The organism is Bacillus sp. ISL-47 (genome assembly GCF_018613175.1).
Taxonomy (GTDB): Bacteria; Bacillota; Bacilli; order Bacillales; family Cytobacillaceae; genus Cytobacillus.
Map to the genome: position 1 here is coordinate 79,589 of NZ_JAGGQS010000008.1, position 23,448 is coordinate 103,036.

Here is a 23,448-nt window from a genome sequence, read left to right on the forward strand (position 1 = left end):
TAGGTTTTAGAATTGTAGTAGAAAAAAGAGCTTGGCATCCCAAGCTCAAATTTTTTATTTTTTTGCCTCTTAAATAACCACGGTGAACCGTATCATAAATAATATCAATCCTTCATAGCGCTCTAATACAATCTATAACTCAAGAAACCAGATGACACCGGTGCCGCCAACATGCCATCTGGTTTTATTGTTATTTACCCTATATACTCAACAATCCGCTCACAAATTTCATGAGTAACGAGAGAATCCTCAATAGATGGATCAGGAATCTGGTTATTTTGAACGCAATCAATAAAATGGTCCGTGATTTGATAGAATCCCCTCTTATAAAGTGTAGGTTCCCAGTCACCGAATTTCGTTATTTCCGTTTCTTTATTATGATAGTGTGTGGTTTCAACAAGGCTATCAACGACATATTTGTGATGTCCAGTCGTATATTCAATTTTTTCTTCTGTCACTCCGCCATTTCTGTTCATAATGCCCATCGCAATACAACTGACCCCAATAAGCTGTATAACCAATTGATCAAGCATTTCTCCACTTTTTATGTACTCTACCTTAACATCCTTCACCGGAGTATCCATCAAGAATCTAAGGGTATCTACCACATGGATAAAGTCCTCGACAACAAATCTTCTTACGTAGTCCGGTGAAGCAAATCTATTTTTTTGCATGATAATCATACTGGCTTTGCCGTGTTCCTTAAGTTCTTTTACTCTAGGTATAAATCTTCTGTTGAAGCCAACCATTGCGATTTTGCCTTTATCTTTGGCAATCTCCACAATTCTTTCAGTCTCTTGAAAATTCATCGAGATGGGTTTGTCTATGTAAGTGTTAATGCCGCTTTTAAGAAGTTTTTCTGCTGTTTCAAAATGGGCTTCTGTTGCCGTACTTACAATGGCGGCCTGGATTCCCATTGTAATTAGCTCATCTACGGTTTGAGCTTTTTCTTTAATCCTATATTTTTTGGCAATGGCATTCAGAATTTCGCTATTCCTTGTGCATAACACCAATTCAATTCCTTCTTTTTCAGAAAGAACAGGCAAGTATGCTTTTTTTGCGATGTCACCCAATCCAATTATGGCAATTTTAATCGTAATCACTCCTCAAGTGTTTCTAATTTTTTATGTTAAACCGTATCCTTTGCTGCTGCAAACCTTTGGCATTCATGATGAGAAGCAGAAAAAAGAGCAGGCCACCGAAGCCTCCACTTTATTTCATCTATTCTGTTACTATGTTTCTTTTAAGGCCTACACCTTCCTATCGACAGCCTGTGGAGGCTGTTCGAGCCAATTTTCCTTTATCGATAAAATCAAACCTTTTCCATAATATTTTTTCATGTCATTTGTAATTTTAGTAAGTTTAAGAATTATATCTGACCTTAAGCTTGAAGACATAGCCTGGTTAACCATTGTAAAACAAAAAATCCCCAGACAGGTATTCACAAAAAACATCATCAGCTTATCGGAGAATGGCGACATTTCCACATCAAATATTTTAAAGTCTCCTGAAGATGAAAGTGCAATATTCTCTTCTTTAAAAATTTCCTGCAGAGAATCTATTACTTTTTCAATCGTGTCTCTTCCTTTGCTAAAGTGAGTTTTCAAATCTGGACTCACAGCAAGTTTACTAAAAGTGACAAAAACCATTTTTGAAAACTGGGCCCTATGTATGATTCTGGATATATTGGCAATTTCCGCAACATTCAAAGGTCTTGATCCTCCAAAAAAACCATTGAGATATTTTATGCTTTTGGCGAAATCAATCCGATCATCAATATCTATTTGCGGAGGCTTCAAATGAATTCCTTTAGATAACATGAGAGCTACTATTTCATTTTGTATTTTAAAGGTAAATTCTATGCTGATTTGGAAATAATCACGAATGTCTTCTCTGATACACTCTGATAGTGCACTTGGATAAGTACTTAAAGAAAGCTGGGTAATATCATGGCAAAAATATAATATAAAGGTGTCGGAAAATAATTTGGGTGCCTCGACCTTTATGTCTTCATTAGTAAAACCAATAGGAATCGTGAGCTTGTCCTTCTTAAAAAACGCCTCGAGTTGATTCAGATTTTTTTTTGATTGATGCAGCAACCTTTCAACTACTTTTTTAATTTTTTTATCCTCTGCTGAGACGAAAAAGTATTCAAAAAACCTTAATTCCATACTGTTTTTTAAGTATGATGCCCAAATATTAGACACTTCTGTTGCAGTTATATCCATGGGGTTTCTTTCAAAAAGCACTGTAACCACTCCTTTCTAATAGTGTTACGTAAAGATGTGAATTTATGACAAAAGCCATTTTATAAAATCAATTATATAAAAAGACCTTAAGAGTGCCTTTGCTATCCATGGTTGCAAGCAGTACGTTTTTAATTTCAGTCTGATATACTCTTTCTAAATTGGAGATCAGCCAGCTCTCGTCCTTTTGAACATGTTTCAACTCTCTTTTAACTATCTTTCCTTCTTTAATGATGATTCTTGGCAGATCGAATGGTTCGGCCTTCATTTGTAAGTAATCAGGTGTTATGGGTTCATATTGGGGGTCTAAAAAATAAGAAATGCTTCCGTTTGCTTCCCAATACGCCAATGCCACCTTTTTAACATCGTCTACGTTCTTCTCGCGTAATTCTTCCAGAAGGACATCAATTGATATTCTTGCTTTTTTTAAACCCTTGTAAATAATATCCCCATTTTGTACGACTTTGATTGGCTTATTATTAACCAGCCCTCTGATTACCGGCCATTTTAGGATACTGAATAAACTAGCCAGATATAGTACAACTAACACCATAGTTGTAACAACAGAACCTTTAAGGCCAAGCTCTTCATCTGACAATGGATGGGCAATAATATTTCCAATTACTAAAGCCATAACAAAATCAAGCAGCCTTAATTGGGAAATGGCACGCTGGCCCAAGATCTTTGCAACAATCACTAAAAAGAAATAAGCAATGACAGCCCTAAGCCCCCACTCTATGGTGGTAAGTGTTTGCTGTCCTTCAAAAAAATCCATTTATGACACATCCTTAATTTACAGTTAAAACCTTAGGCGATCATCTAGAAGGACTTAGGCTCTCTTCCCGCAGGAGTCAAGTGCCTTCCACTCCAATCAACTCAGTAATTAAAACTAGTTTGTAAGCAACAAACTTTACGAAAACAGCTTTTAAATAAAACATTTCATTGCAGCCTTTTAAGAGTTTTTTCTCAGTCAAACACAATTATTCAAAAGAATAGGTCATAACCATTACATATAACATGTGACGCCTGGAAAATACTAAGAAAAAGGAGGCGTGTAAAAATGAAAAAGTTTTTATTGATGTTTATTTTATCTCTTTCCTTCTTAACGCTAGCAGGCTGCGGAAATGATGAAAAGCCAGAGGAAGGCGAACAAGTTGAAGATGTTGAAGAAGAGGATGAAATTGGTGACGGCGAGATTGATGATGAGTAGAAGAATCTAAATGCTAAAAAGATTTTTAAGAAGGGAGGGCCAGTTGCTGGTCCTCCTTTTTACGTAAATATAAAAATTAAAGATAAATTATAAACACAAAACAATGATCTTATAGGGAGTAGTTTGGGCCGGAATGCTCTTAGTGGAAGGGCCATAGATAACAATTAAATTCCGGTTGGCAATCGTTTTTGTGAAAGCTTGCCCATTTGTTAATACAGGCTGAGTTATTGGAGAAATATTTAGCTTAAGCTGGCCATCGCTGCTTATTAATTGTGAGTCAAAATAGTCTGCTTTTACGTTTTGATAGGGATTATGTTTGACCATGACAAGTGCACGATATTGCGGCGGGTAAATGAGAGGAACAGGTGCATTTCCATCATAATATCCTGTTACCCTGTCTCCTATTGTAACCATTGCCTGGTCGATAAAATAAGTGGAAGGAGACACTATAAAGTTTACTAATGATCCGCCACCATTATCGGCTGAGATTAGTTTATAACAACCCTCTTCCTCCGCATTTTGCCCAAATGAAATATCACTTATCATTGTCACGGTGCCAGAAAAATATTTTAAATTTACCACTTTCATTGCTCCAGTGCTGCTAATAAATGTGTTCCGGTTCAAATACTACATTTTATTTAACCAGTTTAATGAAGGTTCAAAAAATATTCGCTGATGTAGAGATTCGGTTATGAGGCTTGGGCTTTTATTCATGGTTTTCCTTTATTGGGGGAAGCCTAACATTATCTTAATTAATTGTATAAGGGAGTTGGCAGCATTGAAAAAAGTAACAAGTGTATTTTGGATTTCACTCGTTATTGCTAGCATATTTGTTATTTGGGGCATGGTTGCACCTGAGCAATTAGGTGAAGTGATGGATCAAACCAAAGTCTTTTTTCTGGATACATTTGGCTGGTTTTATCAGTTATCTGCAACGTTTTTCCTCATCTTTGCTTTGTATTTGATTTTTAGCAAGTATGGAAAAATTAAATTAGGTTCTAATGATGATAAGCCAGATTTCAAACGAAGTACATGGTTTGCCATGCTGTTCAGTGCTGGTATGGGTATTGGCTTATTATTTTTTGGAGTTTCCGAACCGATTTCCCACTTTACAAGTCCCCCGATTGGTGAGGGAGCTACACCTGAGGCTGCAAGGGTCGCTTTACGATATACTTATTTGCATTGGGGTTTCCATGCATGGGCCATTTATTCTGTTATAGCGCTTGTCCTTGCTTATTATAAGTTCCGAAAGAAACAGCCAGGGTTAATGAGTATTACGTTAACGCCTCTTCTAGGGAACAAAGCAAAAGGAATCATTGGCATTATTGTTGATAGTGTAGCGGTGTTTGCCACGATTTTTGGAGTAGCTGCTTCCCTTGGACTGGGAGCAGCCCAAATTAATGGGGGACTAAATTATGTGGCAGGAGTTCCCAATAACTTTACAGTGCAGCTATTGATTATAGCAATCGTAACGGTCCTGTTTATCCTATCAGCAAGTACAGGCCTTCAAAGAGGGATAAAGTATTTAAGCAATGCAAATTTGGTGCTGGCTGTTATTCTGCTTTTTACCTTCTTAATTTTAGGGCCAACAGGCTTTGTGCTGGATCTTTTTACAACTACTTTGGGAAGTTACGTACAAAACTTGCCCAGCATGGGATTAAGGCTCGCTCCTTTTAATGAAGAGCAAGCAACCTGGATACAGGATTGGACCATTTTTTATTGGGCATGGTGGATTGCGTGGGCTCCATTTGTCGGGACTTTTATAGCCCGGGTATCGAAGGGGAGAACCGTGAGAGAATTCATGATTGCCGTACTTGTTATTCCAACGCTTGTTTGTGCTTTTTGGTTCAGCATTTTTGGAGGAACGGCGATTTATTTTGAGTATTTTGAAGGTGTGAATATTTCTGGGCAAAGCCTTGAGACAGCATTATTTTTTGTATACGACCGTTTGGCGTTTTCAGGTGCTCTCGTGATCGTAACACTATTGCTCATAACCACTTTCTTTGTAACCTCTGCTGATTCTGCCACTTTCGTATTGGGTATGCAAACAACTAATGGTGATTTGAATCCTCCTAACATTGTTAAAATCATCTGGGGGTTATTTTTATCTGCATCAGCTATTGTACTGATGCTATCCGGTGGATTGAATGCCATGCAAACAGCCATAATTGTCAGTGCATTCCCGCTGACTTTTGTGTTGATTGCCATGTCCTTTGCCATTCTAAAGGAATTTAGAAAGGAGGTTCCTGCAAAAAGCGGGGCAAGGAAAAAAGCAAAAAAAGTGAAGCCGGGGGAAGAGCCTGATCCGGGGCTGGTGTGATACCTTAACAGAATAAATAGAACATGAGCTGTCTATGGATTAGTAAAAAGATGATATCCATTTATATTGACTATAACCAGAAAAAAGGATTGCCATTGGCAGTCCCTTTTTTTCTGGCTATTCACCGAAAACCCCTTCATATATCCGCTGCAAATCTTCCCGAAGCTTCTCTACCGGAACAAAGCGGGCCTCTCTTAAAACCTCTCTTCCATCCAGGTATAAAACAATTACAGGCACTGTAAAAGCCATCAGAAAACCGGCTATTTCCGTTACCCTGCCCGCATTAACAAGACCAGCTTCAATGCGTGGATATTCTTTTAATACTTCCTCGACCTGAGGAAGCAAACCATGACAGACACTTCAGCTGTCCGTTAATACATAAATAATACTCAGTTCGTGATTCTGAATGAATCCCTGAACTTCTTCCATGGATGTCAGCTCTTTCATCGTACTCCTCCCTTTTTCAGTAAAGACTTTTTTCCATTATACAATAGGATTTCCATAAGTCTTTCTAGAATACCTTATTGGGTTATTGTATTTAATAGTAAGGCTATAATAGGGTTAGATAAAAAATAGGAGTGATTAGATGGCAAATCAATGGGAAGAGAAGTTTGGAGCTGAGGAATATGTGTATGGTGAAGAGCCAAATGAGTTTATTAGAGAACAAGCTTACCGGCTTGGGGATAAAAAGAGAATTGTTGCTTTTGCAGAGGGCGAAGGACGCAATGCTGTTTTTCTTGCCACACAGGGACATGAAGTAACAGCCTGGGATTATACGCAAAGCGGGTTAAAGAAAACGGAAAAATTGGCGGAGCGCCATAACGTCAGAGTAGAAACAGGACAGAAGGATTTAATCCATGATCCTGTGCCTTCGGAAGAGTATGATGCATCGATAATGGTTTTTGGCCACTTTTTTAAAAAGGATCAAAAAACGGTATTTGAAAAGCTGATTTCAGTAGTAAAGCCTGGAGGAACTGTCATGCTGGAGGTTTACTCAGAGGACCAGCTTCGCTATCAAACAGGCGGTCCTAAAAGAGTTGATATGGTATATGATCCTGCAGACCTGCTTGAATGGATTCGGGACTATAAGGTTCTCCATTTCTTTTACGGCGAGCAGGAGAGAGTGGAAGGGACAGGACATACTGGTACTGGCCATGTTATCCAGGTGATATTGCAAAAAGAAAAAATCTAGAATAAAAGGGAGGCTATGCGGCCTCCCTTCTGTATATTTATTAAGATGTGATCGTATGGCTGCTGCTTGCTCTAGCGGAATAGACGCGGTATAAGACAAATGCAATCGCTGATAGCAGGATGCCTGATATATATGGAAAGCCAATGCTGATGGTGAAGAGCCAGCCTCCTAAAGGCGGGCCGATAATTCTGCCCAGGGAGTCAAACGATGATAACAGCCCTGTCGTACTGCCATGCCCGGTCTGGGAAGTCTTTGTCAGGAGAGAGGAAACACTTGGACGGATAAAACCGTTCCCCACACCAAATACAGTCAAATAAATCGCTGCTGTAGCGAAGCTGTCTATCAGCAATATTAGAGCAAAACCAATGGCAGATATCGTAATACCGATTTGGATTACAGCTCCTTCTCCGTATTTTTTCGTCATCCTCCCTACTAAACCGCCTTGTACAAGGGCCCCTGCGAATCCCATAATCATAAAGATATAGCCGAGCTCAACAGTACCCAAACCTGCTTTTTCAGCAGCAAAATAGGCAAATGTTGCTTCAAGGCCTGCCAGGGATAAAGAGACAAACAGCTGCAGGATAAACAGAATGCTAACAGATCCGTTCAACGCTTTTAATAACCCAGTCCGTTTAGCAGAATGATTGCTCCGCTGTTCCGGTGAAAGGGATTCTTTTAGGACGGCCATGACGAGAAAAAATGTAATGAAGGAGGAAGCTCCCGCCAGATAAAAAGGTATATTCAGACTTTCCCGGGAAAAGACGCCGCCAATTGCGGGTCCAAAGATAAATCCTAAACCGACAGCGGCACCGATAATCCCCATCCCTTTTCCGCGGTCCTCTTCGGAAGTGATATCTGCTACATAGGCCATGACAGTCGGCATGTTGGCAGATGATAAGAAGCCTCCGATGATTCTTGCGGCAAACAGCATCCAGAGCTCAGAAGATAAAGCCATCATGAAAAAAGATAATCCAAGTCCGAAGATCCCAATCATGATGACTGGCTTTCGGCCTATTCTGTCGGATATGCGGCCCCACATGGGGGCAAAGAGAAGCTGCATTAAGGAATATACAGCCATCAGCAAGCCTAATTGTGTAGGCGAAGCCCCTAATTCTTCAGCATAAAAGGGAATAACAGGAATAATGATTCCAAACCCCACCATAACGAGAAACATAACGGCGAATAAAAGAGGCAGTGCTTTTTTTGAATTCAAAGTATTCACTCCATAAATGTCAAATTCCACTAAGTAATATGATTATAACAAAAACAATCCCGCACTTTCACCTTAGGAAGCATACGGTGAATAAAGAAGCTCTAAATTAGTGACGGATGAGATCGATAGCGTGGGTTTTATCATTCCTGCCAACGAAGGAAAATGGAGTTTCTCAAAGCTCCGCGGTGAACTAGGGGAATTGGCAGCCGGGAAGATTGCAGGCAGAGAAAATGACGAAGAAATAAACTTTTCAAATCAGCAGGAATCGCATGCTTTTACCCCGCTGTGGCTGCAGAATTTTTATGAAATAGCAATCCAGGAAGGCGTTGGAACCAAGGTAGAAATCTAAAAGGATGCATAGTGATTAGCGCTTGGGAAAATCTATATCTATACTTCCGAAAAAAGGAGAGATATAGATGCCAAAGAAGCCGGATAAAGTAACTGAAGAACAGCAGGTGGTTTCTGCTCAAAATCAGGCAGATCAATTTAAAAAAGGAATGGATACCGAATTTTCCATGGAAGAAAACGTTCAGGATGCGGCAGCTAAAAGCCAGCAGTACCAGGCAAATAATCAGCAGCCGACATATGAGCCAAATAAGCCGTTTTAAGAGAAACTGTATGATGGGTTTTTTAGCCCATTATGCAGTTTTTTTATTTTAAGATTCAACTCAATAAGTAGCGTTAGTAAAGTTCGGAATCCTTAGAATTAGGTATATATTACTATTCTGAAATTAGGAAAAATGGTTCTAAGGGCTGTTAATTAGTTAAATTTCACTATGTTATGATAATTCTAACAATTCAATGGAGAGGAGATCGTTTTGTGGAAAAGAAGAAACTATTATCTGTTCTATCAACGGGAGCTCTTGCGCTTTCTTTATTAACGCCACTGGCATTAAACCCTTCTACAGTGGAAGCGGCTATAGTTCCGAAATGGGATGTTGAAAGATATGGGGATCGCGTTGATATTGATGGCAAGCTAAACAGTCTTTCAGAGGATCCGTCATTTTTGAAGAAGGCTGAGAAAGCTATTAAGGAACAATCAGCACAAATAAACTTTGAAGAAACTGATAGTAGTTCAACTGATTCAGAAGACAGTACTTTTACATATGATGGAGGATCTAAGTATTTCTTAAATCGGGACTTAGATTTCAAAACATTTACTCTCCGCAGTGTCGGAGAAAATGTTGAAATATGGGTAGCAAATGATCTTTCTTTCCCTGATGATCGCCCTGCACATGTTGTGACACAGGAGCAGGTGGACAAGCTAAGAGATGAGTTTGACAGCAATATCTATCCTAAGGCGACTTCTTTCTTTGGAACACCGGATAGCCTTGATGGTTCTCATTCTCCTTTACCGGGAATGGTTGGTCTTCCTGACGGATACTATGAGGGAAGCGATAAAGTGATTATGCTAGTGGACAATATCATAGATGAGGGATATAATGACCCATCTTACCCATTCTTTGTTGCCGGCTTCTTCTGGCAGACACTAGAAAACTATATTGATAGAAATATCATTACTATTGATACAAACAGCTGGGAAACTCGCTTGGAATCCACTTTCTTTGGAACAACGATTCATGAACTCCAGCATTTAATTCATGCTGACAATGATGGTGCTGAAGAAACGTGGATTAACGAAGGTATGTCCACATTCTCTGAGTATCTTGGAGGTTATGGCCATGATGCCGGTTCTATTAACTTTTATTTAGACCATCCGGAAAATTCATTAGTAAACTGGGATGACCATAGAACAGCAGAGACTGGCCCTGAAACGATTGCCGATTATGGACAGGTTTATCTATTTACTTTGTATATGAACGATAAATTCGGCCAGGACTTTATCCGTGATTTAGCATTGAATGAAACGCAGGGCATTGATAGTGTTAATGAGGTATTAAAAGCACATGGGTCAAATCTCGATTTCACTCAGTTATATCAGAACTTTATTACAGCTCTGACTTTGGATGATGAAAGAGCAGGCAATGGAGTTTACAATTTTGATAGCATTGACCTGCGTGACCTTGAAGTGGATCAAGAAGGTACAAAGCGTGGCATGACTGTAGACTTTGACAAGGCTGTAACTTATGAAAAAGAAGGCGTGCCTGCTTGGGGCGGAGATTTTAAAGAGTTAGATTTCCAGGATAAGATTAGAACTATTTCTTTTGATGGTGTTGACTTCCTTCCAACTCCTTGGGAATCGGTTGCTGATCCAAAGGATTCAGAAAATCAGGTTCTATGGGGCAATGCGGGAGACGAAGCGGATAATGCTTTGATTTTTGAAGCAGATCTTTCTAGTGTTGAAACTGCCACATTGAAATTTGATAACTTTATAGATATCGAAGAGCAATGGGATTTCGGAGTAGTCCAAGTTTCAACTGATGGAGGAAACACATGGAAAAGCCTTGCCAACGAAAACACTCGTAGTGATGTAGTGGAGGAAGGCTATCCAAAAATTAAAGAAAACGTACCAGGCTTTACTGGACATTATGTGGATTGGCAGCAGGAAGCTTTTGATTTAACTGAATATGCAGGCCAGAAGGTACTAGTATCTTTCCGCTATTTAACAGACTGGGGACACAATGACAGCGGCTGGTTCATTGACAATATTGAAATTCCGGAAATCGGTTATACCCAAGACGGAAGTTCCACAGACGCTTTCAAATCCATGAATGAATTAATGAGCCAGTATGTAAACTACACAGTTACTTTTATTAATGAAAGAGAAGTAGGAAATAAAAAAGGTGCGAAAACCAACTATAAAGTTCTAACGGTTGATCCTTTCAATGTAACGGAAGAGAATGCACTGCAGCTGAGGCAGCTGTTCCAAAACGGAAAGAATTATATGATTACATCCTATGCAGCGCCTTCCGATGATAAAAGTCCAGTTGATTTCACTTATGAAGTGAAATTAAAAGGTCAATCTAAAAAGAAATAAACAATTTATGGAGCCTATCACATTGTGGTGAGCTCCTTTATTTGTATAAGTGTATTTTGAACCTTGCTTTTAACTCCTGTAAAATAAGTGCATAATCATAGCTTTAAAAAGGAGTACATATGAAAAAGTACATTGTCATAGGAGCGGGAATTCTTGGAGCTTCGACTGCCTATCATTTGGCGAGGGCAGGCAAAGCCGTTACCGTTTTTGATCGTAAAGACCCTGGGCAGGCAACTGATGCAGCTGCTGGGATCATTTGCCCCTGGCTCTCCCAGCGGCGGAATAAGGCCTGGTATGCTCTAGCCAAAGGTGGGGCGGCCTATTATCACACGCTTATTAAAGAGCTCGAGGAGGACGGCGAGACGGATACAGGGTATCAGCAAGTAGGTGCGATCAGTCTGCATACAGACCCTGATAAGCTTGGGAAAATGGAAGAGAGGGCGGTTAAAAGGCTTGAAGATGCACCCGAAATCGGAGAGATTGTACAGATTTCCCCGGAGCAGACTTCTGAACTGTTTCCTCCTTTAGCTAAAGAATATGCATCGGTCCATGTTAGCGGTGCGGCGCGCGTCAATGGGCGCGAACTAAGGGAGGCGCTCCTAAGAGCAGCTGAAAAACATGGCGCTGAGTTAGTTTATGGCTCTGCTGAGCTGGTTTGCGATGGAAATACAGTCACTGGGGTTAAAGCTAATGAAAAGGATTATGAAGCAGAACACGTGATTGTAGCGGCTGGAGCGTGGGCTGGTGAGCTTTTTAAACCATTGGGCATACATTTGGATGTAAAGCCGCAAAAAGCCCAAATCGTCCACCTGCAGCTTGAAGGTGAGGATACGGGAAAATGGCCAGTTGTCATGCCGCCAAACAATCAGTATATTTTAGCTTTTGACGGCGGCCGGGTGGTCGTGGGTGCTACACATGAGGATGAAATGGGATACGACTTAAGGGTAACCGCTGGTGGTTTAAATGAAATTTTCGATAAAGCTTTGACTATTGCACCCGGTCTGGCTGATGGAACATTTGGGGAAGCACGTGTAGGGTTCCGCCCTTATACGCCTGGTTTCCTGCCTGTTATAGGCGAAGTTCCTGGCTTTAAAGGCCTTTACCTGGCAAATGGACTTGGGGCTTCAGGACTTACCGCAGGGCCGTTTCTAGGCGCACAGCTGGCCAAGCTTGCAATGGGGGAAGAAGTGGATATTGATTTAGAGCAGTATAATCCTGCCGGAGCAATAGAGCAAATGTAATTTTTAAAGGTGTCTGTCTAGCGAACAGGCACCTTATTTTTATTTTCTAAAGTGAAAATGGAGCTTTGTCCTAAGAATATTACTGGCAGGTTAATAAATCACTTAATTTCGGGTATACACTAATGAAATCAATCATAATAGATACTTTCATTAGGAGGATAAATCATGCGATGGAAAGGAAGAAGAGCGAGTTCTAATGTAGAAGACCGAAGAGGCATGGGCGGCGGGGGAAAAACGCTCGTTGGCGGCGGCCTTGGAGGAATCATTATCCTATTAATATTTACCTTTCTAGGAGGCAATCCAGGAGAGCTTTTAGGCAATATGGCAGGAATGGACTCAGGGACATCGGTTCCATATGAAGAGACAGAGCAGGAAAAAGAGCTTGCACAGTTCGTCTCTGTTGTACTTGCTGATACAGAAGAAGTATGGTCAGAAATTTTTGAAGAACAAGGATTAGTTTATGAAGAGCCGACACTTGTATTGTATTCAGGGAGTGTCCAGTCTGCCTGCGGGGCAGCATCCTCGGCTGTAGGTCCCTTTTATTGCCCGGGTGATCAAAAGCTTTATATTGATTTAAGTTTTTATGAGGAGCTGCAAAGAAAATTCCAGGCTCCAGGGGACTTTGCAATGGCTTACGTAATTGCCCATGAGGTGGGCCACCATGTACAAACCCTTTTAGGAACAACCGAAGAAATTATGCCTCTGCGCCAGCGGATGAGCGAAGAAAAATTCAATCAGTATTTAGTCCGTTTTGAATTGCAGGCTGACTATTATTCCGGTGTATGGGCACACCATGCCCAGGGGATGGGTTATCTGGAAGAGGGCGACCTGGAAGAAGCATTGAATGCTGCGACCGCTGTCGGAGATGACACCCTCCAAAAAAGAGCACAGGGTCATGTCGTTCCGGAAAGCTTTACCCATGGAACTTCTGAACAAAGGAAATCATGGTTTCATAAAGGCTTCCAAAATGGAACGATTAAAGGCGGAAACACTTTTGAGAGCAGTAATCTAAACAGAAGCTGGTGATATAGCCGGGATGAAGGTAATACCCTATGAACCAGGAAGTACAAACATTTATGCTAAAAGATGACGGACTACTGCCAAATAACCCGACATTGCCAGTCATCGTTTATAAAGGTGTGTTCAAAAATCATCCGGCTGATATTGAGACCACATTTAACCGCCATAATTGGACTGGGAGCTGGACTGGCGGAGTGTATGAATATCATCATTATCACACCAATACGCATGAGGTTTTAGGCGTAAAAGCAGGAAATGCAACGGTTCTGATTGGAGGCGGTAAGGGAAAGCATTTTGAACTGCATAAGGGCGATGTGATTGTGCTTCCGGCAGGGACAGGCCATAAGAAGCTGGAAAGCAGTGCTGATTTCGAAGTTGTCGGTGCTTATCCGGATGGAAGAAGCCCGAATATGTATAAAAGTGATCCAGAAGAACGGGTAAAAGCCCTTGCGGAAATCCGGAATGTACCGGTTCCGGATTTTGATCCTGTTTATGGGGAAGATGGGCCTTTGCTGGGGAAGTGGAGAAAGTAAAAGGATAAACCCTGCCTTATAAACTAAAGGCAGGGTTTATCATATTTATTTATAGATTAACACCTTTCCAACTGTTCCATCATCGCTTTGTCCTGTGACACGGAATTTTAATCCGTTATTAGGCACTTTGCGGCCTGCATCAACTAATCCAGCGTTGCTGTAGTCAGCACTATCATCGAATAATGGATTTCGCTTTGTAAAGTTATCCTTCATAGTCACTCCTAATAAGTCTGTATAATCCAGGGACATTTTTTCTGTCTTCTCAAGTCCGAATGCAGCATCATGAAGCTGATAGCGTGTAGAACCTACAGCATTATCACTCCAGTAGTTTGCATGCTGATCAGCATCAACCACTCCAAGGAATCCGTCTCCAGGGTGTACTCCAGTCCAGTTATTGTCGTATGATTCATCTACATACCAAACTACTAGACCGGGATCATAAGACATCAAGCTGTTCCCACGGCGGATGTTTTTCAAGCCTTCATCTACTCCGTTGTGGGATCTCCATTCAAGAAGGTAGTAATGATTTGTAGTATATTTACCGTCATGCTTTTCAAAGCCATCCAGAGTGAAAAGAGGTTCGTTTTCAGCTCCGTCGTAGAATATTTCATTTCCATCTGCTGTAACTTTGATGTTATCAGCAAAGAACCCATCTAAATTAGTGGCCCAGTCTGTCATAGAACGGAATTGAAGCTGAATTTCCTGCCCTGCATAGTTACTTAAATCAATTGTTTCGTGAATCCAGCCATTACTTGAACCAGTGTATCCTGGGAGGTTTTCTTTAATGGCAGGGTAGCCGTTGGTGTCAAGCGTACTTGTGGTTCTGTCACTTGATAAAGACTCCCATGTTTTTCCGCCATCTGTGGAGACTTGGACCATTGCGTAATCCCATTCTTTCTCAATATTGTACCAGGCATCGAAGTCCAGAGTTGCATTTGTAGCCCCGGTTAAGTCAAAAGTTGTCACCATTTTATGGTCAATTTCATCTCCTTTTCCGCCATAATATTCGTAGGATCCTTCTTTAGGAGTATTCATTACATTTAATTTTTCAGGTAAATCAATTCTAACAGCATCGTTGTTTGTACCTTTGGTAACCCCTTCATCCAGAAGAACTGTGGTACCTTCACTAGTAATATCCTCTTCATAATTTAGGGTACTCCCGCTTAACCAGTTTCCGTCATGAAGAGCTTGCAGCATTTCCTTTGCATATGGACTCATCCCAGGAGGTTCAGTACCTGGAACGTCGCCAGCCCAGCTTCCGCTCGACATTAGTGACCAGTAAGCAACAGCTTCACCTGCTCCACTGTAAACAGTGTCATATTCGTCAGGAAGCCCTAAATCATGGCCAAATTCGTGAGTGAAAACCCCTGCGGCCCCGTCTTCAGGTTCAATAGTATAATCATAAGCACCTAACAGACCACCGAAGCGATCGCTATTAGATGATCCGCCTGGAACAGCAACTAAATTGCCAAGGTTCCAGCGGTGAGACCAGATAGCATCTCCCCCAAGAGAACCTCCGCCAGCTTCTTCACCAACACCGGCATGAATAACCATTAAGTGGTCAATGATTCCATCAGGCTCATTGTATACGCCATCTCCATCATAATCATCACGATCCCAAACATCATACTCACTTAAATCTACATTTGGATCTTGTCCAGCTTTTGTTAGTGCTTCATATACAAGAGTACGTGGACGTGCATCACTGCCATTTTCATCCGGGTAATTCCCGCCGTAGTAAGCTGCAGGATTATCAGCTGTATACCAGCCGGCTACAGTACCATCCACTGTATAGCTTCCCCCGGATTGTTGTTCAAAATATTGTTTCATGGAGATGAAATTTTCGCCATTCGGACCTTCATATCCATTTTCTCCAAATATCATGTTCTGAAAATGTTCATGCGTATAATCCTCATACCACATATCGGTCTCTTCTTTAGTGATCGAACTCTTTTCATAATCAGGGAAGTCAATAGCCAATACTAGTACCTTGTCGGAACGGACCTCTCCGTCATAGCTCTCGTTCTCTACAGGATCCACTGTATTCTTCTTAGCTTGCCCTAACTTATTTCCGTTTCCGTTCTTTAGTCCATTAGATTCGGTTTTTTTAGATTTAGGAGGTTCACCTAATCCTTGTGGGAGACTATCCTTTGTTTTTGTAAACTGGCTCTTTGCCTTCAAATACTTCGTCAATGCCTTATCAGCTTCTGCGGGGCTTGCATCCTTAGCAAGTTTGCCCTCCTTCTTAAGCATTTCAATCAATCTTTCATCGTTTGCAATACCTAAATCAACTGGCCCGGATACTTTGGTGGCAGCAGAGACAGTCTGTGGTGCTGATGTCCCACCTGCGATACTTCCGGCAAATAAACTGGTAGCTACAATCGTGCTGGCTGTAATACTGGAAAAGACTTTTAATGCTCGGTTTTTCTTGGCCAACTTAATTCCCCCTATGGTTGTTACTATGTATTCAGTTAGATAATAGTCTTATTTTTGAATATTGTAAATATTAAGAATTCAATACGACAAAACTAGTAGTAATATATCGAATTTCGATAAAAATTTAGGTGGGGATACACCAAATTTTGAGGTTTTTTTAGGGCTAAATATCTAATATGATTTCGGAAGTATCAGGGCACAGAAAATATTTTTACAACACAAAAAAACCAGAAGAGCATCCACTCTTCTGGCTTCTATGTTTCTGAGTATTAACGTACACCCTTCATATATACCTGAATCTTTGGACTCAATAGGAATAAAATGATAGAAAGTACGATTGCAGCTGCACCGATTACACCAAAATAAGTCATTTCAGTTTCTGGTGTGTAGAATTTAACGATTTGTGCATTGATTGCCTGTGCCGCAGCGTTTGATAGGAACCAAAGGCTCATTGTCTGTGCTGAGAAGGCTGCAGGCGCTAATTTAGTTGTTGCTGAAAGTCCGACAGGTGACAGCAATAGTTCACCAAGGACGACAATGAAGTAGCTGAGCACAAGCCATAATGGGTTTACCAGAGAATCGGTTCCGCCCAAGTAAGCAGGCACCAGGATCACGATGAATGATAGACCTGCAAATAATAGTCCCAATGAAAACTTTTGCGGAACAGAAGGCTGGCGTTCGCCCATCTTCACCCACATCCAAGCAAATACAGGCGCTAAGAAAATGATAAATAATGGGTTAAGCGACTGGAACCATGCTGGCGAAATATCAATTCCCATGAAGTCCAGCTGGGTACGCTTATCCGCATAGTTAGCTAAAATCGTTGAACCTTGTTCCTGAATTGCCCAGAACATCACAGATGCAATAAATAGGGGAATGTACGCTATAATACGTGAACGTTCCACATCCGTTGTTTTCGGGCTGCGATACATAACGGTGAAGTATGCAATCGGAATGGTAATACCTAAAATACCAACGAGTGCGATAAAAGTATCTACTGTTAAAAGTCCTGTAGGGATTCCAATTGCAACCAAGATCGCAATTATTAGAGCACCTAAGCCAATTCGGGTATAGACTTTTTTCTTTTCATCACCGGATAGAGGGTTAGAAACAAATGTCCCCGCCAATCCAAGGTTTTTCTTCTTTGTAAAAATAAAGACTAATAATCCAAAAAACATACCTACTGCAGCAATACCGAAACCTAGATGGAAATTATATTTCATTCCAACTGTTCCGACAATTAATGGTGCAAGGAATCCGCCAAGGTTAATACCCATGTAGAAAATACTGAAACCTGCATCACGGCGTGTGTCTTCGGGACTGTAAATTTCACCGACAACGCTGGATACATTCGGTTTTAGAAGTCCTGTACCCAAGACGATGAGCACCATGGAAACAAAGAACATGGCCAGGCTTCCCGGAATAGCAAGTGCAATATGACCAAGCATGATGAGCACTCCGCCGTAGAAAACAGCTTTTGATGTTCCGAAAATTCTATCCGCGAGCCAGCCGCCAATAATACCGGACATATAAACTAGTGAACCGTAGATCGACATGATGGCAAGAGCAGTTGTTTCATCCAGGCCTAATCCGCCTTTTGAAACTTCATAATACATATAAAATACAAGGATTGCTCTCATTCCATAGTAAGAGAAACGTTCCCAAAACTCAGTGAAGAAAAGTGTGAACAAGCCCTTAGGATGGCCAAAGAAACCTTTTTGAGGCACACTTTCAACAATTTTCTGCCTATTATTATCTGTCATGTATAATCCTCCTTTAGCTATTCTATAATATCTTTCGTTGTTTCCAATTGTCAAAAAAAATTTTATGTAACCATGGTTATTATTGACTTTTTACTAAGAATAATTGAATTATCCTGTAAATTAATCTAGAAATTTATTTTTTCAGAATAATTATTATGTTTTCGCTTTTCTAAAACAAGCTTATTATTCCCATAAAAAAGCCGCCCAAACCGGCGGCTATTAGAGAATCTATTATACCTCTGCTAGTACTGCATCTTTATGACCATATAGTTCAGATTGAGCGTTACGGCTAGATAGCCGGTTTTTTCCCAATTCCTTTGCTCTCAGTAGCATCTGATCTGCATAAACATATGCTTTTTCGATAGAAAGCTCCTCATTCACTTTATAGAAAAACAGTCCAAATGACGCAGTATAGGAAAGTGATATGTTTTCCTCTTTAAACTCAGCTTCAAAACTGCTATTTTCAATTCCCTGGCGAAGTTGCTCTACCAATAAAACGCTCTGCTCATAGTTGCGGTTTCTGAGAAAAATCGTGAATTCTTCTCCGCCGCTTCGAAATAAATAATCTTCCTTGGAAAGATGGCTTTTTAATGTATTGGCAAAATGCCTGATTGCATGGTCGCCTACAGCATGATTGTAACTATCATTAATTCTTTTAAATTTATCTATATCCGCTACCACAATGCCAACATGCTCATCTGTCTTATTCAGCTCGGACATTTTTTTATCCATAAAGGCGCGGTTGTATACTCCTGTTAGAAAGTCAGTGTAGGCCATTTGTTCAAATTTATCCCGTTCTATCTTATTTTGCAGCATTTGCGATTTTGAAAGGAATGAGCGGCTTACTAGATAATTTAGGAAAAATAGGCTTATGAGCATTTCCCATTTTTCTTCCTGGAGGAAAAGCAGCAATAAACCATTTGTGAATGCTATTTTTCCCATATCGAGTATACTTCTAGTTTTTATAAAATCAATTGCTTCCCGTTTAGTTTTGATATCTCCCAATAGAGTGAAAATGGTGATTAAGAAGGTGTCCGAAAGTATGGATGTGATGGTTATCAGAATAAGCATAACAATCCAAAACCCAAAGGGTACTGGCTCGAGAAGTGGATATAGAAAGCTGAACAGGTAAAAAGCAATCGAGTTGCTTAGCACAAAGGAACCGATATTATAAAACGTATGAACAAACTCATCTGGATCAGCCGTCTTCGTGCGCTTTTTATTAAAATAAACGGTAAATCGGTAAATGCTTTCAAATATAAACAAACCTAAAGGACCGGTAAATAACCCGATCGATAAACTGTAATTGATTCCATAATCCATACTGGTACTGCCGTTTTTACTGAGAATGCGCAAATGATGGTACAAGCTTGAAAAAAACCAATAAATGATCAGCGCTTTTAAATATACAGGGCTTTCGACGATGATTCCTTTTGAGGAAAAAGCAAGGGCCATAGAGATAAAAAAAAGTGACAAAATGAAGATTCTTAAGCCGTGCATAAAGCTGTTCTCCCTTCCCTTGTATATATCTCTATTTTAAAGGAATTTTTTACTATTAAATAGTTTAATTTATCATATTTTCATAATTTTACGATATTTAATTTCTATACCTAATACTCTTGTGCTTTAAAATGGATAACTTTCTTTTTTAATAGGGTGATATGAAATTCGTAGAAGCGTGGCCTTTTGCTTTTAAAGGTGAATTCACAACTTTTAAGCATAAAATGGTTATAAGAATCAATTTTTCTGGTTTATATTATACCCAATAGGGTATAATAAGTGTGAAGGTAACTTTTTAAAATATGGTTACAATAAAAAATAGTATTTTAATCGAGTTAGAAAGAAGGAATGAATATGGCGAACAAAAAAATAGTCTATTTTGTTTCCTTAAGTTCCAATGTTCCTTTTGTGTTAAAAGAAGCTCTCAATTTTGCAGAGAATGATCATGATATATCGATCTTTTTTGACTTGGATGGTGCAAGGGTTTTAGATAAGCGATATGTGAAGATTGTTGAAAGAACGCATGACGCTGATATTGCTGCTTTAATTCAGAAGGCTATTAATAAAGGAATTCACTTATATGGATGCCAGATGAATGTTCTAATAGCAGATGGATTAGAGCTTGTAGAAGGGGCAGAAACTGCCGGCGTTGCCACTTTTCTGGATATCGCGTACAGTGCTGATGCTGTGCTAAGTTACTGATGGGAGGTTATTTTAATGAAACAAAAGAAGGTAGTTGTACTCGCCATGCATGAAGAATTGGAAACAGCTTATCCTCCTCTAAACGTTGCTGTTGGTGCTGCCTCTTCAGGTGCAGAAGTTCTTTTGGCTTTTTCACGCAAAGGCGTCAACCTATTGGATAAAAAATATATCTCCGTACCATCACATGGTCTGGAGTATCTTTCAAATGCTGTCAGTGACTTTGGTGTTTCGTCTGTACATGACCTGCTGGGGATTGCTGTAGAAATGGGTGTTCAGCTGTATGTCGTGGATTTAGATATTGATGATAATTTTGAATTTCTTTACCCTGCTGAGCAGGTCCCGATTAAATGGGTTTTGAATGAAGCTCAAAGCGCAGATTTATTTATGCATTTTTGAATGAATTCTTAAAAGGACGTCTGGCAATTGTTAAACGGGCGTCCTTTTTCTTTGAATAAATTCATTCTATAATAAAGTGCTAAGCAAGAAAAAACATATGTAAAAAGGGAGATATAACAGTAGGTTTTTTTACCGTAAACAAAACTGTATGCAAGTAAACAATAATGTATACAAATGTATTCAATAATGTAAACAAGTGTGCAAAAACGTATGCTTATTGGTATAAAGCTAAGTGTGCGCCTTTGTATACACGTATGCAAAAGTGTATATTTAGTAGCTGGAGTTGGATAAAGTCTTTTTGTAGATAATTTTTTAAAGGTAAAGATCCCATGCTCTCCCGCCTTTTCTGTGCAGTATCCTTTGCAAAGACTAAGCAGGATTTATAACAGGAAGCCCTTATGAAACAAAAAATGGTATCTGTTCCACTATTTCTTTATCCTTAAAAACTAGATAATATTTTATGAAAAACGGTTAATCAAGGCGTCCTCACATTTTTATTTCCTATTATGAAAAATGAGCGTTAGTAGGAAATAAGAAGCAAGAAAAAATAGTGAGCGACCAAACAAATATAGAAGCGAAATATTATAGAAGCGAAATATGAGCTGGAGTGATAGATCCCCCCTAGTTAGACTGGTCATTTGCTGAAGTGTTTATTACACCTCTCCCCCCTTCTCTTTATATTTCAACTGATGCTGCTTCTTCAGGTGAAGTTTTTAGCTTTTTCAATGTTCGACATATAACGATGTCCAGTTTCAACCTGTACTCTTCCTGAATCATTCTAATTAACCCCACCATCTTATTTAAATCTAATTAGCTTATTAGGGGACATATGTCAGGTTTGCCTTCCGGAATAATTAAGAAGTTATTATAGAAAAAACAAATCAAAGATGAGGCCTGAAGGTTCGGAGTACTTGTCCTTTGATACAAGTGCCAAAAAAATGATGTTTTCTCATATTTGCTAGATATTGAAAGGGTGTTGGTATAGGCTGATCCTTTTATGGAATAGGCTTATCAATAAAGAAAGAGGACAGCTTTGTTTGTATTCGCATAAGCAGGAAGAAGGGGGATTCGTCATAAGAGTTCAATCTAGTAATTTATTCATACGAGTTTATGAGTAGGCAATAAGATTAATCAGAAATCTGATTAATAAATTAATTCCCCTATTCGGATCTGCTCCTTATTTAATAATTCAGTAGAACGTGGAACCTAGTAAATACTTATTAAATTCAAAAAATAACGCTTATTCAGAAAGAAAAATTGTAAATTAAGGTTGTAAACAAAAATGCATACAAGAATACAAATATGAATGCAATTGCATACAAAAAAGTAAACTTGTATTCAAAAGTGTATGCAACCCTGTATATATAGATGTGTGCGGAAATGTATACAAGTAATCGAAGTTTGTAAACAAGTTTGATAAAGTTTACACTTTGTTTACGTCTTTACGCTTTCATTACTTTTTATCTCCTTTCATTGTAAAATCTAGTAATCTGGATTACTCTTAAATAAACACCTCTAATAAAGAGAATGAAAGGATTGAGTGAATTGAGTAATTCAAGAATTGCAGCAGTTGATGTAGGGAACGATTCTATAAAAGCGATATTTGGAAAAATGGATGCAGAATTAAACATACCAAATGTAATTGCAAGAGATGTTGAAGATAGACCGGTTATTGGAATTGAAGAGCTGGACAGCAAGGATCCATTAGAAGGTATACATATTAGAGTCCACTCCCCTGCCCTGAAAGAGAATAATGCAATTTATCGTGTCGGCCATTTGGCGACAAAAAGTGACAACGCTACTGAGCTTGATCCGGGAAGCAGCAAGTCTGAGGAAGATCAGACATTGGTAATGCTTTTTGCCGCATTGGCACTGGATGCTGTAAGGAAAGAGGGTTCAACAGGCTTTAAAAAATCAGGAAATGTTATTGATTCAAACTATACGCTTGGGACAGGCCTTCCATTGCGTGAAGTTAAGGAAGGAAAAGATGCAGGCTATCGTTCAAAATTACTTGGATCTGTCCATCAGGTTGAGTTCCTTGTTACACCTAAATATCAAGGATTAAAGGTAAACATCAAATTTGATGAAGTCAAAGTTTATCCTGAAGGTTTTGCGGCTTACATTAACCTTGTAATGGACAATAACCTGAACATTATTAATAAGGATCTAATTGATAAGCGCATTTTGATCCAGGATATTGGCGGTTTATCAACCGATATTGCTGTAATTAAAAACCGCAATGTGGATGATGACAAAGCGCAGGGATTTAACCTTGGTGTTTCAGAGGCACTTGAATCCATCCGCGAAGAAATCAGATCAAAGCACGGCGTTGAGCTCGACAGCCGCAGAGATGTAGTTGAGATCATTACGAAGAAGAATGACCGCAACCACATCATGGTAAAAGGAAGCCGGACAAGCGTCCATGATATTACAGACCGCATCCTTCTTGACCTGGCTAAGAAGCAGTATCGCCTGCTACGCAATGTATGGCAAAAGAATTCACAAACAGAAATCTGCTACTTTGTAGGCGGCGGTTCAATCGTTTTAAAAGATTACCTGAAAACGTTAAATAACAATCTGGACGGCTATAATATTGACTTCTTCGAGGATGAAAAAGAAAGCATCTGGATGATGGCAAATGCTTATTATAAGCTGATCTCTGATTTTACAAGAAGAACGAATAAAGAAAAGGCAGACCAGGACAAAAAACCTGTTAAAGCCAACTAGGGTGATACTTC

Annotated in this window: 21 protein-coding genes; 12 read left to right on the forward strand and 9 right to left on the reverse strand. The window is 39.7% G+C overall.

All coding sequences use genetic code 11. From position 1 onward, the window contains the following. Positions 1-194 precede the first annotated feature (194 nt). The 3 genes from J7I93_RS03780 to J7I93_RS03790 all read right to left on the reverse strand — a co-directional run bounded on the left by J7I93_RS03780 (position 195) and on the right by J7I93_RS03790 (position 3,021). Complete coding sequence (locus tag J7I93_RS03780) at positions 195-1,103, reverse strand: Gfo/Idh/MocA family protein (protein WP_214987690.1); 909 nt, start codon at positions 1,101-1,103, stop codon at positions 195-197. Between the two features lie 147 nt (positions 1,104-1,250). Beyond that, entirely contained in the window at positions 1,251-2,249 is a 999-nt protein-coding gene (locus J7I93_RS03785) for a DUF3231 family protein (RefSeq protein ID WP_214987687.1), read from the reverse strand. A gap of 67 nt (positions 2,250-2,316) precedes the next feature. Further along, on the reverse strand, positions 2,317-3,021 hold the full coding sequence (locus tag J7I93_RS03790) for a DUF421 domain-containing protein (protein WP_214723443.1): 705 nt from the start codon (positions 3,019-3,021) through the stop codon (positions 2,317-2,319). 285 nt (positions 3,022-3,306) lie between these two features. Here J7I93_RS03790 and J7I93_RS03795 point away from each other — a divergent pair, with 285 nt between their 5' ends. Further along, positions 3,307-3,456 (forward strand): YgdI/YgdR family lipoprotein, encoded by a 150-nt coding sequence (locus tag J7I93_RS03795; protein ID WP_214723445.1) that lies wholly within the window; start codon positions 3,307-3,309, stop codon positions 3,454-3,456. Between the two features lie 87 nt (positions 3,457-3,543). Here J7I93_RS03795 and J7I93_RS03800 read toward each other — a convergent pair whose 3' ends face one another. Continuing rightward, positions 3,544-4,038 carry a hypothetical protein gene (locus J7I93_RS03800; protein ID WP_214723447.1) on the reverse strand — a complete coding sequence of 165 codons (495 nt, stop codon included), beginning with the start codon at positions 4,036-4,038 and terminating at the stop codon, positions 3,544-3,546. A 196-nt stretch (positions 4,039-4,234) separates the two neighbouring features. On the opposite strand from J7I93_RS03800, the gene J7I93_RS03805 reads away from it, so the two are divergent. Next, entirely contained in the window at positions 4,235-5,776 is a 1,542-nt protein-coding gene (locus tag J7I93_RS03805) for a glycine betaine uptake BCCT transporter (RefSeq protein WP_214723449.1), read from the forward strand. Positions 5,777-5,893: 117 nt separating this feature from the next. Here J7I93_RS03805 and J7I93_RS03810 read toward each other — a convergent pair whose 3' ends face one another. Continuing rightward, complete coding sequence (locus J7I93_RS03810; protein WP_214723451.1) at positions 5,894-6,121, reverse strand: YbbN family protein; 228 nt, start codon at positions 6,119-6,121, stop codon at positions 5,894-5,896. Positions 6,122-6,362: 241 nt separating this feature from the next. Between J7I93_RS03810 and J7I93_RS03815 the strand changes: the two genes are divergently transcribed. Beyond that, complete coding sequence (locus J7I93_RS03815) at positions 6,363-6,968, forward strand: class I SAM-dependent methyltransferase (RefSeq protein ID WP_214723453.1); 606 nt, start codon at positions 6,363-6,365, stop codon at positions 6,966-6,968. A 40-nt stretch (positions 6,969-7,008) separates the two neighbouring features. Here the strand turns inward: J7I93_RS03815 and J7I93_RS03820 are convergent, their stop codons facing one another. Then, entirely contained in the window at positions 7,009-8,181 is a 1,173-nt protein-coding gene (locus tag J7I93_RS03820) for an MFS transporter (protein ID WP_214723455.1), read from the reverse strand. Between the two features lie 130 nt (positions 8,182-8,311). On the opposite strand from J7I93_RS03820, the gene J7I93_RS03825 reads away from it, so the two are divergent. From J7I93_RS03825 to J7I93_RS03850, 6 genes are all read left to right on the forward strand, one after another. After that, on the forward strand, positions 8,312-8,530 hold the full coding sequence (locus tag J7I93_RS03825) for a hypothetical protein (protein ID WP_214723457.1): 219 nt from the start codon (positions 8,312-8,314) through the stop codon (positions 8,528-8,530). A 67-nt stretch (positions 8,531-8,597) separates the two neighbouring features. Beyond that, positions 8,598-8,789, forward strand: a complete 192-nt coding sequence (locus tag J7I93_RS03830; RefSeq protein ID WP_214723459.1) for a hypothetical protein — start codon at positions 8,598-8,600, stop codon at positions 8,787-8,789. Positions 8,790-9,001: 212 nt separating this feature from the next. Then, the gene (locus J7I93_RS25495; RefSeq protein WP_214723461.1) at positions 9,002-11,119 is read left to right on the forward strand and encodes an immune inhibitor A domain-containing protein; all 2,118 of its coding nucleotides are present in this window, start codon (positions 9,002-9,004) and stop codon (positions 11,117-11,119) included. A 119-nt stretch (positions 11,120-11,238) separates the two neighbouring features. Next, positions 11,239-12,360, forward strand: a complete 1,122-nt coding sequence (locus J7I93_RS03840) for an NAD(P)/FAD-dependent oxidoreductase (RefSeq protein WP_214723463.1) — start codon at positions 11,239-11,241, stop codon at positions 12,358-12,360. Positions 12,361-12,525: 165 nt separating this feature from the next. Continuing rightward, on the forward strand, positions 12,526-13,386 hold the full coding sequence (gene ypfJ, locus J7I93_RS03845) for a KPN_02809 family neutral zinc metallopeptidase (protein WP_214723465.1): 861 nt from the start codon (positions 12,526-12,528) through the stop codon (positions 13,384-13,386). A 26-nt stretch (positions 13,387-13,412) separates the two neighbouring features. Continuing rightward, on the forward strand, positions 13,413-13,913 hold the full coding sequence (locus J7I93_RS03850; RefSeq protein WP_214723467.1) for a cupin domain-containing protein: 501 nt from the start codon (positions 13,413-13,415) through the stop codon (positions 13,911-13,913). Between the two features lie 45 nt (positions 13,914-13,958). Here the strand turns inward: J7I93_RS03850 and J7I93_RS03855 are convergent, their stop codons facing one another. From J7I93_RS03855 to J7I93_RS03865, 3 genes are all read right to left on the reverse strand, one after another. Continuing rightward, on the reverse strand, positions 13,959-16,349 hold the full coding sequence (locus J7I93_RS03855; RefSeq protein ID WP_214723469.1) for an immune inhibitor A domain-containing protein: 2,391 nt from the start codon (positions 16,347-16,349) through the stop codon (positions 13,959-13,961). 269 nt (positions 16,350-16,618) lie between these two features. Continuing rightward, entirely contained in the window at positions 16,619-18,112 is a 1,494-nt protein-coding gene (locus J7I93_RS03860; RefSeq protein WP_214723471.1) for a peptide MFS transporter, read from the reverse strand. Between the two features lie 231 nt (positions 18,113-18,343). Beyond that, the gene (locus J7I93_RS03865; RefSeq protein ID WP_214723473.1) at positions 18,344-19,612 is read right to left on the reverse strand and encodes a GGDEF domain-containing protein; all 1,269 of its coding nucleotides are present in this window, start codon (positions 19,610-19,612) and stop codon (positions 18,344-18,346) included. A 354-nt stretch (positions 19,613-19,966) separates the two neighbouring features. Here J7I93_RS03865 and J7I93_RS03870 point away from each other — a divergent pair, with 354 nt between their 5' ends. The 3 genes from J7I93_RS03870 to J7I93_RS03880 all read left to right on the forward strand — a co-directional run bounded on the left by J7I93_RS03870 (position 19,967) and on the right by J7I93_RS03880 (position 23,437). Continuing rightward, positions 19,967-20,314 (forward strand): DsrE/DsrF/DrsH-like family protein, encoded by a 348-nt coding sequence (locus J7I93_RS03870; RefSeq protein WP_214723475.1) that lies wholly within the window; start codon positions 19,967-19,969, stop codon positions 20,312-20,314. Positions 20,315-20,329: 15 nt separating this feature from the next. Beyond that, positions 20,330-20,710: a peroxiredoxin family protein gene (locus tag J7I93_RS03875; RefSeq protein WP_214723477.1), complete on the forward strand. Its 381-nt coding sequence runs from the start codon at positions 20,330-20,332 to the stop codon at positions 20,708-20,710. A 1,545-nt stretch (positions 20,711-22,255) separates the two neighbouring features. Continuing rightward, positions 22,256-23,437 (forward strand): ParM/StbA family protein, encoded by a 1,182-nt coding sequence (locus J7I93_RS03880; RefSeq protein WP_214723479.1) that lies wholly within the window; start codon positions 22,256-22,258, stop codon positions 23,435-23,437. Positions 23,438-23,448: the final 11 nt, after the last annotated feature.

Excerpts from the sequence above, each read along its gene's own strand:
- J7I93_RS03815 (WP_214723453.1), top strand. The coding sequence starts at position 6,363 with ATGGCAAATCAATGGGAAGAGAAGTTTGGAGCTGAGGAATATGTGTAT.
- J7I93_RS03790 (WP_214723443.1), bottom strand. The coding sequence starts at position 3,021 with ATGGATTTTTTTGAAGGACAGCAAACACTTACCACCATAGAGTGGGGG.
- J7I93_RS03830 (WP_214723459.1), top strand. The coding sequence starts at position 8,598 with ATGCCAAAGAAGCCGGATAAAGTAACTGAAGAACAGCAGGTGGTTTCT.
- J7I93_RS03840 (WP_214723463.1), top strand. The coding sequence starts at position 11,239 with ATGAAAAAGTACATTGTCATAGGAGCGGGAATTCTTGGAGCTTCGACT.
- J7I93_RS03875 (WP_214723477.1), top strand. The coding sequence starts at position 20,330 with ATGAAACAAAAGAAGGTAGTTGTACTCGCCATGCATGAAGAATTGGAA.
- J7I93_RS03850 (WP_214723467.1), top strand. The coding sequence starts at position 13,413 with ATGAACCAGGAAGTACAAACATTTATGCTAAAAGATGACGGACTACTG.
- J7I93_RS03865 (WP_214723473.1), bottom strand. The coding sequence starts at position 19,612 with ATGCACGGCTTAAGAATCTTCATTTTGTCACTTTTTTTTATCTCTATG.
- J7I93_RS03860 (WP_214723471.1), bottom strand. The coding sequence starts at position 18,112 with ATGACAGATAATAATAGGCAGAAAATTGTTGAAAGTGTGCCTCAAAAA.
- ypfJ (WP_214723465.1), top strand. The coding sequence starts at position 12,526 with ATGCGATGGAAAGGAAGAAGAGCGAGTTCTAATGTAGAAGACCGAAGA.
- J7I93_RS03795 (WP_214723445.1), top strand. The coding sequence starts at position 3,307 with ATGAAAAAGTTTTTATTGATGTTTATTTTATCTCTTTCCTTCTTAACG.
- J7I93_RS03870 (WP_214723475.1), top strand. The coding sequence starts at position 19,967 with ATGGCGAACAAAAAAATAGTCTATTTTGTTTCCTTAAGTTCCAATGTT.